This window comes from Acinetobacter sp. YH12201, from assembly GCF_013418145.1.
Lineage (GTDB): Bacteria > Pseudomonadota > Gammaproteobacteria > Pseudomonadales > Moraxellaceae > Acinetobacter.
In genome coordinates this window covers 1-11352 of the sequence record NZ_VPCP01000089.1, presented here as the reverse complement: position 1 = coordinate 11352, position 11352 = coordinate 1, and the positions used below count along the sequence as shown (strand labels likewise).

Below are 11352 nucleotides of genomic sequence, written 5' to 3'. Positions count from 1 at the left end.
CAAATGGCTATTCTACGTTTGATTGGTTTTGGAAAAAAAGAAGAATTTAAGAAAGTGCTAGCAATTTTAAGAAAGAAAAAGCCTGATAGGACAAGGATCCTATGAAATTTGTCGTGTACAGAGAAATCTGAATATAAACTGTCATGGATCGGGGGTAAGCCTAGGAGCTACAGATAGAAAAAGCGTCATCCTGCAGCTCACTAAAACATCTCCTGTTCTGGTTGAGGCCACTTGGAATTTTATGGCTGCAATGGAAAAGACAGACCGGTTCGATCACTGCTTGGGATTCTGTTCTTTTAACCATAAATAATGCGGAATCTGTTTTTTTGCTTTATCACGTAACTTTTTCTTGATGTACAACACCAATGCAAAACAGGTGGTGGTGAGGGTCAGCAGCATGCTGTTCATAAAACTCATGAGAGAGCTGACATAACCAATAGTGGTTAAACGGTTCATCATGCGGATGACTTGAGGACTGCTTTCCACACCGGTAATGGCCCAGGTGCATAAATGTTCGCAGTTGTTAATAATCAGATGATACTGGTTTTCGTTCATTCGTGAACGCATACGCCGTACCACTTTGCGGCCGCGAAATTTAGGATTGTTATATTGCTGGATAATAATGGTTTTACCAAAGCTGAATTTTTCCAGTGAGGTAATCTCAATGGGACGTTTCTTAAATAAATGGGCAAAACCTGAATAATGAATAACCCGGCCACGTCCTGCATAAATGCCGTGATGAGAATATCCAAAATGTTTAACGATAAGATGCGTCCCTAAAGGAAATCGTATTTTCTGCTGTTGCATGTAGACGTTTAACCAATAAAGTTACAAATATATTTTAGTGACTTAGTTTACTGCTTCTTTATAAAAGAATCGACTATTTCACTGAGTTGACTAGCTTTTATGACACTACAGCGCATTAAAAATGTCAGGATTCAGCATACCTCATGAGCCATAGCAGCATGAAGAAAATATTGTTAATAAAATGTGCAGTTATCACCTTACTCAGTTTGACCAGTATCACCTATGCAGAGCTTTATACCCGGCGCTGGCAGACTGATATTGTAGATGTAGACATTGTTCAGATTGATCAGCCACAAAACTTGCGCCTGTTTTTAAATGATCGCCAGACCCATCAACCCTTAGGTAAATTTAAAGCTGTGGCAAAACAGCTGAAAGCATGTGAAAAGCTGCTCTTTGCCATGAATGCCGGGATGTATCATGCAGACTATTCTCCGGTCGGGTTATATATTGAAGCAGCTCGGCAACAGAAAAAACTGAACACGGTCAAACAGGCATATGGCAATTTTTATCTGCAACCCAATGGCGTATTGGCCTGGAATCGGCATCACAGCCTGATCGCAAAGACAGAAAGTTATCAAAAGCTCAAGTTTAATGCCGAATACGCGACGCAATCGGGGCCTATGCTGGTGATTGATGGGCAGATTAATCCCCAATTTTTAAAAGATTCAGATTCCTTTAAGATCAGAAATGCTGTCGGGATTAAAGATCAAAGCTTATATTTTGTGATCAGTCGAAATGCGTTGAGTTTTTATCAATTTGCACAATTTTTTCAACAACAGCTTAAAGTGCAAAATGCCTTGTATCTGGACGGCTCAATCTCTAGTGCCTATATTCCGCAGTTAAAACGTTCAGATTCATTGTTTAATCTGGGACCGATGGTGGCCTATATTGATCAACAGAACTGTGCTACTCAATAAATGAAGTTCGCCAGCCATTAAAACCTGTAGCCAATTTTTAAACCATAGCCTATCGCATGGTTGTTGTTAAATTCACCGACCTGTGAAGCTTCAGATACCCCGGGAAGAGGAAGATAATAAGTGCCATCTTGTGCGGTGGCATCACCAAGCCAATAGTATTTGATCCCCCCTGAAATAAAATAGTTGGATTCAGGATTAAACTGAAATCCCAAGCCTATATTTTTGTAACCCTTGGTAGGATTTAAAATTGATCTAGGATTACCCGTGCCTGAATCCCAGCCGAGATCAAAAGCAGCGGACCATTTCGTGGTTAATTGTCGTGCCATGCCTAAGGTCACACTCCATTGGTCTTTTTGATAATCATCCAGATTAAATCCTGCGCTATAACTGCCATTACTAAGGGTCGTGGTGGCAAGTGCCGATAATGCGCCGAACTGGGTAGGACGTATCACAAAATCTTTCCAGTTGACCCATCGTATGTTCGAGTACAGTAAAGTTCCGCTCATGATACTGGTCTGGAAATTCAGATTGACCGATTGTGGGGTAGAAATTTTGGTTTTGGCATTGTCTGTTAGGAGTAGAGGTGTGCCCAAAATGTTTTCTTCTACATTGATTTTATGATTTATTTTCGAGTGATAAGTCAAGGCAGCCTTTAGTGCGAGCTCGGGAAACTGATAGGCAAGACCCGCTTTCCAGCCGAGGCCAGCATCCTGTTTAAATTTGGCGTTATAACCATTAAATTGGGCATATACCAGCCCACGTAGCGCGACATGACCTTCCACGGTTTGATAGGCAGGACCGGCATACAGGTTAATATTTTTGACAGGTTGATAACCTAAAATAAAACTCAGGTTTTGGCTGTCGACATTGACCTGAGTACCTTGCTGGCTCAGTGCGGTATCGGAGAAACTGCCATTGTCTTTTAATGGATAGTGTAAATCTGAACCAAATGGCTGATCATAGAGAATGCCAAAAGAGAAATTTGGAACGAATTGCAGTTTCAGTGCGGCACTCTGGTACTGGAAAGTCTGGGCAATATTATCGGTTGTATTATCAGCACTGTCAGGATTAACCAGATCTGGACGTGAACCTAAGGTATGCCCGGACACTTCAGGATCGGCAGCAGTAATGGAGGCTTCAAAATAATGCCCTGATTCTAGAAAAGGCAACACGGATTGTCCTGATTGATCCATGGTTGCCGCCAGACTATGACTTGAGATAGGCTGCATAATATTGCCAGTCCAGGATAATACCGTTTCATATATTTTCCTTTTTAGGCTTATTTTTATTTTTTGCTCTTGTTGTTTTTTATCTTGTATTCTTGCTTGCTTTTATTCTTACTTGCTTGGCTGTTCTATCGGTTTGTTAAAATTCTTATTCTAGTAGAGCACTTTTACATTGTGTGGCATAGCAGATTCTGGAAAAATGATGGGAACTATGTTTCGAAGTATTAAAATTTGGCCATAATGGGCTATATAACAATTTTCGGGGGCAAATAAAAAGGCATTTAGTTGACTAAATGCCTTCATATAGAGGGTTTAGACTCTATTGTCGCAGTGGTAGATGCTGTAATTCATTTAACTCTTTTCGGCTATAACCTCTTGAAATTAAAACTTTCTTAATTCCAATGATGACTTTTTCATCTGTTGTTTGAGTTAAAGCCTGGATCAATTGTTCATTTGATTTGCAAGAGCAATCATTTTCAACACACGAGATTTGATTCTTGTGTTCGTTTTGCTGTTGATGAGCAGAAAACAGCTTTTGCCAAAAACTCATAGAGCCTTCATACACAACCTAACATAGATCGAAATATATCCAGTTTTTTGAGGAATACAAGTCTACCAAAGCTATAAAAGAATCAATTGAACCTTTAATTTTCCGATAGTAATTGAACACTTTAACGATATTATGAGATTTTCTATTCAGAATTATTTATAAATGATTTATTTTCAATGAAATATAAATGAAGCTCAATTGAGCTTCATTGATGTAAATATATTTACAAACTTAACAAAGAAATAAATTGTTTAAATTTTTTCCAGTAACATACCCGACTCGACGTGATGGGTATAAGGGAACTGATCAAACAAGGCAAATTTGGTCACTTTATGCGTACTCGATAAAGTCTTTAAATTGTCCTGTAAAGTGTCCGGATTACATGAGATATAAATGATCCGTTCAAAACGCTGTAGCAGTTTTAATGTTTCATCATCAATACCTGCACGCGGTGGATCAACAAATACCGTATCGAAGTCATAGCTGGTGATGTCGATTTCTGCTTCCTGCAAGCGACGGAATTCACGTTCGCCATTATAGGCCTCGGTAAATTCTTCAGCCGATAAACGTGCCACCTGAATATTATCAATCTGGTTTTGTTCAATATTCCACTGCGCCGCGTAGACCGATGATTTGGCCAATTCGGTTGCCAGTACGCGATTGAACTTGGTGGACAGTGGCAGGGTAAAGTTGCCATTGCCACAGTACAATTCCAGTAAGTCTTTATCTGACTGTTTGGCCGCATTGCATGCCCATTCCAGCATTTTTTGGCAGACTTGTGCATTCGGCTGGGTAAAGCTGCTTTCGATTTGCTTATATTGATAAGTACGATCGAATACTTTTAACTCTTCCACCACATAATCATCTGTCAAAATGACACGTTGACCACGGCTACGACCATAAATTTTAATGTTGAGCTTATCAGACAGTGCTTTTGCTGCAACTTCCCATTCTGCATTGAGTGTGCAACGGTAAACCAGTGAAACCAGCATTTCACCTTTTAATGTTGCTAGAAAATGAACTTCAAATAAACGCTTGGATAGAATTTCTGTCGCTTTCAGTTCTTTTAACAGAACAGGCATTAAATCGTTAATGCTTTTATCGGCTATCGGGAATTCGTCAATGCGAATCACCTGTTTTTGATTATCTTCACTGCGTTCAAACATCGCATAAAACATATCGTCGTCAGTATGCCAAATCCGAAATTCTGCGCGCATACGGAAGTTTTGTTCAGGCGACTGAAATACTTCTAAAGAAGGGGGATTAAACTCGGCAAATTGAGCAGAAATACGTGCAATCTTGGCATCAAGTTGTAACTGATAAGCTGAAGTCATATGCAGTAAAAATCACAAACACATTGAAAACAGGGATGGTAACAAAGTTTGCCTAAGATGACTAAACTTATTCCCCAATCAGCAGCAGAAATATAGTGATTGAACTCAAATTCAAATGCGCTTTTTTGATATTAAGAATGATAAAGGCAGATTTTTATTCAAAGGAAAAAATCAGGATGGTTTAAATGATTTCAAAACCAAAAAGAAACCAAGTCAACCAGACCAGGGAGAAGTTGACTTGGCAAAGAGGAAACGATACGTCGTTATAGGGTTAAGCGCTGACGTATATTTTTAAGTTTGGGTTGAGGTTAAGGTTTTAATTTAAGGTCATCAGGCTGGCATTACCTCCTGCGGCTGCGGTATTGATACTGATGGCATGCTCAATCACCAATCGTTCTAAAGGAATATTATGATCCAGCGGTTTTAAATGCGTGATGCCAATAATCGCCCCGGAACGGGCAGCAATTTGAGTTTGCAAGTATTGCAGTTGTGCTTTACTGCCGTGATGCAGTACGGCATCAAAATCAGCGCTTTCAATGTTCTGGATTACGGCAAAACGCTGTTCAATTTCTTTGGGCATTTTAGAAAGATATTTGAGCACAAAGGTATTTTCAGCCAGAACCACAGGCTGGCTGCCAACCGCAAAAATTGCCGCCAATTGCTGAATCTGATCCTGTTCCTGCTCCGCTAAAGACAGCACGCGTTTTCTTGGCAACACTACATATTGATTGCTTTCACCGGTCGGACCTCGCAATTCATAATGATGGCCAGCACAGAATGCAGGGCACGGTTGCAATTGATATTGAGGGAAGGTTTTTTCTGCCCATTGATAAAACACGTCATATAAAGGCTGATGCGCTGGCTGTGTGGCTTGTGCCTGAGTTGCAAATGGTCGAGCCAGTTTTTTCGCAGAGCAGTGCTGCATCAAACGGTACAGATAAATCGGGCCGCCAGCTTTAGGGCCTGTACCGGACAAGCCTTCACCACCAAAAGGCTGAACACCGACCACCGCACCGACAATATTACGGTTGATATACAAATTGCCGACTTCTGCATGTGCAATGACAGTCTGAATGGTCTCATCAATACGGGTATGCAGTCCCATGGTCAGACCATAACCTTTGGCATTGATCTGCTCAAGCAGCTGTTCTAATTGACCATATTTGTAGCGGATCATATGTAAAACTGGACCAAATACTTCACGCTGCAAATCGTCCAGATTCGGCAATTCAATTAAAGTCGGCGGAATAAAAGTCCCTTGTGCTAGGCTTTGATCCTGTTCAGGATTTAACATCAGTTGATGTACGGAATGACCTTTACCACGCATCTGATCAATATGTTTCTGAATATTGTTTTGTGCTTCAAGATCAATTACCGGGCCGATATCGGTTTTTAATAGCGCGGGATTGCCAACACGCAGTTGTTGCATGGCACCTTTCAGCATATGGATAACACTATCGGCATTGTCTTCTTGCACGCAGAGCACACGCAGGGCAGAACAGCGTTGGCCGGCACTATCATAAGCCGAGCTCACCACATCCAGAATCACCTGTTCGGTCAATGCCGACGAGTCAACAATCATGGCATTTTGCCCACCTGTTTCCGCAATCAGTGGAATAGGATGACCTGATGGACTCAGTCTTTGCGCCAGGGTCTTTTGCAAAATTTTGGCGACTTCGGTTGACCCGGTAAACATGATGCCTTGAATACGCGTATCACTGCTTAATTGTGCACCGACTGTTTCACCTTGCCCCGGCAGTAGCTGTAGCACATCTTGAGGAATGCCGGCTTCCCACAAAATCTGAATCGCTTGCGCTGCAATCAGTGGCGTTTGTTCAGCCGGTTTGGCAATGACAGTATTTCCAGTAACCAGTGCCGCTGAGATTTGTCCGGTAAAAATCGCCAAAGGGAAATTCCATGGACTGATACATAATACCGTACCTAAGGGTTGAATCACGGTATCTCGATCCAGATCGATCATTTGCGCTGCGTAATAACGCAGGAAGTCGACTGCTTCGCGAACTTCGGCAATGGCATTGGCATAGGTTTTACCACTTTCACGGCATAACAGAATCATCAGTTCCTGCATGCGTGATTGCATGATATCTGCTGCACGCTGTAGGTAAGCGGCACGTGTGTCTTTAGCGGTATTGCTCCATTCAGCTTGTGCATTCACGGCATGATCTAGGGCTTGATTGACCTGATCAGCGCTTGCTTCCTGTACATGACCCACGATATCTAGATGATCGGCAGGATTGACAATAAGAAGTGACTGCGAACTTGCATCATTTGAGTCATTTTCAAGACCGAGGTTTTTACCCAAAACCTGCGCTTGCCATTGCTGCTGACTCAGGTTGTGTGCAGTCTGGTTGAGGTCGGTCAGGTCATGATCATTGGCTAAATCCAGACCCGCTGAGTTTGGACGGATATCACCGTACAAATCAGGTGCTAGGGGAATAGCCGGGTGCTTCTGACCCACCTGTGATTCTTTGGCTGCATTTTTCAAAATCTCTGCATGCGGATTTTCAATCAGATCTTCAATTTTTAGGCTTTTATCTGCAATGCGGTTGACGAAAGAGGTATTGGCGCCATTTTCCAGTAAACGTCTTACCAGATAAGCCAGTAAGGTTTCATGATTCCCTACAGGGGCATAGATACGGCACGGCACCCCCAGTTTGTTATCTGTTTTATTGCCCACCACCTGTTCATACAGTGGTTCACCCATGCCATGCAGGCACTGGAATTCATATTGGCCACTGTAGTATTGGTTCGGATCGGCCAAATGATAAATGGTTGCAAGAGTCTGGGCATTATGTGTCGCGAACTGCGGGTAAATCTGCTCTGGCGCAGCCAACAGTTTTTTCGCACAGGCAATATAAGACAGGTCGGTATGCACTTTACGGGTAAACACCGGGTAGTCCGTCATGCCTTCAATTTGGGCCTTCTTGATTTCACTGTCCCAGTAAGCACCTTTAACCAAACGGATCATCAGGCGTTTTTGACTGCGTGTGGCTAAGTCCACCACATAGTCCACCACGTAGAAGCAGCGTTTCTGATAGGCCTGAATCACAAAACCAATGCCTTTCCAGTCGGCAAGGCCCGGCTCAAAACATAAACGCTCTAATAGTTCTAAAGAAATTTCCAGACGTTCGGATTCTTCGGCATCAATGTTCAGGCCAATATTGTAGCGTTTTGCTAGTTCTGCCAATTGCAGTACTTTTGGATACAGCTCCTCATGTACGCGATGTATTTGTGCACGCTGATAACGTGGATGCAGGGCGGAAAGCTTGATGGAAATACCCGGGCCGTCATAGACATCTTTGTCTTTGGAGGCCTGACCAATGGCATGGATGGCATTGCTATAATCCTGGAAATAGCGTTCAGCATCATGTTCGGTCAGCGCGGCTTCACCGAGCATGTCATAAGAATAACGGAAACCTTTATCTTCTAGCGGTTCTGCATGTTCTAGCGCTTCCTGAATGGTTTCACCCGTAACAAACTGCTCGCCCATCATCCGCATGGCGACATCCACAGCTTTACGGATAATCCCGCGACCACTACGGGCTAAAAGCCCTGTGAGCACGCTGGATAAAGTCTTTTGTTTTGGGGTTTCCATCAGTTTTCCGGTCAGCATGAGCCCCCAGGCAGCCGCATTGACAAACATCAGGCTGCTTTGCCCTACATGTTCTTTCCAGTTGCCCTGATTGATTTTGTCGCGAATCAGCAAGTCCCGTGTCGCGCTGTCCGGAATTCGCAGCAAGGCTTCAGCCAGACACATCAGGGCAATACCTTCCTGAGAGGAAAGTGAAAACTCTTGCAATAATCCCTGTACGATCCCGGCTTTACCGTTCGAGCTTTTACGTTCCCGTAAGCTATGAGCAAGATCGAATGCCAGATCATAAATACGCTGGTTCAGCTGTTCAGAAATCTGGCTATGTTCCAGTAAATGTTCAACACAGTCAGGTTCAGCACGGCGCCAGGCAGTATTTACCTCAACTTCATAATCATTTTTTTCTTTGAATTCGGTAATATATCCAAAGTGAGGTTTTGTCTGGTCAAAGCGGGTTTCAGTGTCCATTATATTCATGCCAACATCCTGTGACTGCCAAATTTTTGTTGAGTAAAATGCTTTATATAATTTATGATTACAGAAAGAATGCCGAATAACTCACTATAATTTTGGTTCATTTTAGAGAATAATTCTGATGTACAGCCCGATTTTTACCCTGGACCGAACAGATATCAAAATTTTAGATATTCTGCAAAATGATGGCCGGATTTCGAATATAAAACTGGCCGAAGCAGTAAATTTATCCCCGACCGCGGCTTTGGCAAGGGTACAGAAACTGACCAAAGATGGGTTTATTCTGGGCTATGAAGCCAAGCTGAATCCTGACATGCTTAATGCCAGTTTCGTGGTGTTTGTCGAGATTTTACTGGATAAAACTACCCCCAATGTTTTGGAGGAATTTTCTGATGCGATCATGCAATATCCTGAAATTGTGGAATGTCACATGATCAGTGGCGGATTTGATTTTGTTGTGAAAATCCGCTGTGCCAATATGGAAGAATTCCGGAAAATTTCAGGGCAGGTCCTGTGGCGTCTTCCCGGAATTAAAGAGACACGAAGTTATCCGGTGATGGAAGTGATTAAGGAAAGTTCTAAAATTTATCTGAAAAATAAAGGATAAAAATAAAACAAGGGGCTTAATGCCCCTTGAAGTTTATCTGGTGAAAGAAAATATCCTCAAAGCTTTATCCTCCATTCTTAGATTGGGCGGGTAGCCCCTTTTGCAGTTCTGCCATTTCTTTCTTGTACAATTGATCAGCCTGCTCGAAACGCTGAAGTACTTCTTGCGAAGGAGCTTTTTCTAATAAGCTGACCACGACAATGCTCACAAATGACAGAATAAAACCGGGAATAATTTCATATAAACCGGTACTGGCCATGGTGTTTTTCCATAAAATAACGGTTACCGCACCGACAATAATCCCCATAATCGCGCCGTTTAAGGTCATGCGTTTCCAGAACAAGGACAGGATAATCAGCGGACCAAATGCAGCACCGAAACCGGCCCAGGCATAGGCAACCAGTCCTAGAACCTTACTGTTTGGATTGCTTGCCAGAATAATGGCAAGTACGGCAATCGCCAGTACCATCAAGCGTCCAACCCAAACCAGTTCCTTTTGCGAAGCATTTTTGCGTAAGAATGCTTTATACAAATCTTCCGTCAGGGTGCTGGAGCAGACCAGAAGCTGACAGCTCAGGGTACTCATCACCGCAGCTAAAATGGCGGCCAAAATTACGCCTGCAATCCAGGGGTTAAACAGAATTTTGGTCAGTTCCATAAAGATGGTTTCAGGATTCTGGGAAACCACGCCTGCAAGTTCTGCATGATGCTGGAAGTAGGCAATGCCAATAAAACCGGCTCCGACTGCACCCCCTAGACATAGAATCATCCAGCTCATGCCAATACGACGTGCTGCCGGAATGGTCTTGACTGAATCTGCTGCCATAAAACGCACCAGAATATGCGGCTGTCCAAAATAGCCTAAGCCCCACGCCAGTGATGATAAAATGGCGACCGTACTTAATCCTGAAAGCATATTGGTGGCATGCGGGCGAGCCGTTTCAATCATTGTGGCAAACTGCTGGCTATGATCACCGATGGCCATATAGGCCATGATCGGCGTCAGCAGCAGCGCGAAAATCATCAGTCCTGCCTGAAAGGTATCGGTCCAGCTAATCGCTAGAAAGCCACCGATACATACATAGCTGATGGTGGCAATTGCACTGATCCAGAGTGCCGTCGTGTAAGACATGCCAAAAATACTTTCGAATAATCGTGCACCTGCCACCATGCCTGACGCGCAGTAAATGGAGAAAAACACCAGAATCACCAGAGCCGAGATCATCCGTAATATACGCTTGCGATCCCCAAAACGACTGGTGAAATAGTCCGGCAGGGTTAAGGCATTGTTCTGTACTTCGGTATGCACCCGTAAGCGGCCGGCGACCAGCAGCCAGTTCAGCCATGCGCCAATAATCAGGCCAATTGCAATCCAGGCTTCCGACAAGCCTGAAAGATAGATTGCACCGGGTAAGCCCATGAGCAGCCATCCACTCATATCGGAAGCGCCTGCGGAAAGGGCGGTGACCACGCTGCCCAGACTGCGTCCGCCCAGAATGTAATCTGAAAAGTCGGAGGTGGATTTATAGGCATACAGTCCTATACCAACCATGGCAATAATATAAAAAATAAATGTGATGAGGGTGGGGTTAAGTTGACTCATGGGCGCATCCTTATGTCCTTATGAATAACATCTTTCCAAGATGATTTTTTGTGCAGGTTCACTCAGGCGCTGATTCAACCATAAAATTGAAATTACCTAGGACTTACGCATTGACGGATTCAAAAAAGTATTAAAATACTTTATAAAGTATCTGTGATCAGACGAATTAAAAATGCTTCTACAGCAACTTGTACACTACCCATTTATATGGGCTTTCTCATGAC

8 protein-coding genes are annotated in these 11352 nt (G+C 43.2%); 2 read left to right on the top strand and 6 right to left on the bottom strand.

Annotated features, from left to right (window positions below; all coding sequences use genetic code 11):
* Window positions 1-273: 273 nt before the first annotated feature.
* A complete protein-coding gene (locus FTU91_RS13995) occupies window positions 274-807 on the bottom strand; it encodes a lecithin retinol acyltransferase family protein (RefSeq protein WP_180043360.1) in 534 nt (177 codons plus the stop codon).
* A 143-nt stretch (window positions 808-950) separates the two neighbouring features.
* On the opposite strand from FTU91_RS13995, the gene FTU91_RS13990 reads away from it, so the two are divergent.
* Entirely contained in the window at window positions 951-1724 is a 774-nt protein-coding gene (locus FTU91_RS13990) for a phosphodiester glycosidase family protein (RefSeq protein WP_257221750.1), read from the top strand.
* Between the two features lie 17 nt (window positions 1725-1741).
* On the opposite strand, the gene FTU91_RS13985 is transcribed toward FTU91_RS13990, so the two are convergent.
* The 4 genes from FTU91_RS13985 to putA form a co-directional block, all read right to left on the bottom strand.
* Complete coding sequence (locus tag FTU91_RS13985) at window positions 1742-2953, bottom strand: OmpP1/FadL family transporter (RefSeq protein ID WP_180082535.1); 1212 nt, start codon at window positions 2951-2953, stop codon at window positions 1742-1744.
* 316 nt (window positions 2954-3269) lie between these two features.
* On the bottom strand, window positions 3270-3500 hold the full coding sequence (locus FTU91_RS13980; protein WP_086196359.1) for a hypothetical protein: 231 nt from the start codon (window positions 3498-3500) through the stop codon (window positions 3270-3272).
* A 251-nt stretch (window positions 3501-3751) separates the two neighbouring features.
* The gene (gene trmA / locus FTU91_RS13975; RefSeq protein WP_180082533.1) at window positions 3752-4834 is read right to left on the bottom strand and encodes a tRNA (uridine(54)-C5)-methyltransferase TrmA; all 1083 of its coding nucleotides are present in this window, start codon (window positions 4832-4834) and stop codon (window positions 3752-3754) included.
* 316 nt (window positions 4835-5150) lie between these two features.
* Window positions 5151-8921, bottom strand: a complete 3771-nt coding sequence (putA, locus tag FTU91_RS13970) for a trifunctional transcriptional regulator/proline dehydrogenase/L-glutamate gamma-semialdehyde dehydrogenase (protein ID WP_180043354.1) — start codon at window positions 8919-8921, stop codon at window positions 5151-5153.
* 118 nt (window positions 8922-9039) lie between these two features.
* Here putA and FTU91_RS13965 point away from each other — a divergent pair, with 118 nt between their 5' ends.
* The gene (locus FTU91_RS13965) at window positions 9040-9525 is read left to right on the top strand and encodes an Lrp/AsnC ligand binding domain-containing protein (RefSeq protein ID WP_086196356.1); all 486 of its coding nucleotides are present in this window, start codon (window positions 9040-9042) and stop codon (window positions 9523-9525) included.
* A 64-nt stretch (window positions 9526-9589) separates the two neighbouring features.
* Here FTU91_RS13965 and putP read toward each other — a convergent pair whose 3' ends face one another.
* Window positions 9590-11128 carry a sodium/proline symporter PutP gene (putP, locus tag FTU91_RS13960; RefSeq protein ID WP_180043352.1) on the bottom strand — a complete coding sequence of 513 codons (1539 nt, stop codon included), beginning with the start codon at window positions 11126-11128 and terminating at the stop codon, window positions 9590-9592.
* Window positions 11129-11352: the final 224 nt, after the last annotated feature.

What these genes read in the sequence shown, in the direction of transcription:
- FTU91_RS13980 (WP_086196359.1), bottom strand. Translation starts at nt 3,500, where the DNA reads ATGAGTTTTTGGCAAAAGCTGTTTTCTGCTCATCAACAGCAAAACGAA.
- putA (WP_180043354.1), bottom strand. Translation starts at nt 8,921, where the DNA reads ATGAATATAATGGACACTGAAACCCGCTTTGACCAGACAAAACCTCAC.
- FTU91_RS13985 (WP_180082535.1), bottom strand. Translation starts at nt 2,953, where the DNA reads ATGCAGCCTATCTCAAGTCATAGTCTGGCGGCAACCATGGATCAATCA.
- FTU91_RS13990 (WP_257221750.1), top strand. Translation starts at nt 951, where the DNA reads ATGAGCCATAGCAGCATGAAGAAAATATTGTTAATAAAATGTGCAGTT.
- putP (WP_180043352.1), bottom strand. Translation starts at nt 11,128, where the DNA reads ATGAGTCAACTTAACCCCACCCTCATCACATTTATTTTTTATATTATT.
- FTU91_RS13995 (WP_180043360.1), bottom strand. Translation starts at nt 807, where the DNA reads ATGCAACAGCAGAAAATACGATTTCCTTTAGGGACGCATCTTATCGTT.
- FTU91_RS13965 (WP_086196356.1), top strand. Translation starts at nt 9,040, where the DNA reads ATGTACAGCCCGATTTTTACCCTGGACCGAACAGATATCAAAATTTTA.
- trmA (WP_180082533.1), bottom strand. Translation starts at nt 4,834, where the DNA reads ATGACTTCAGCTTATCAGTTACAACTTGATGCCAAGATTGCACGTATT.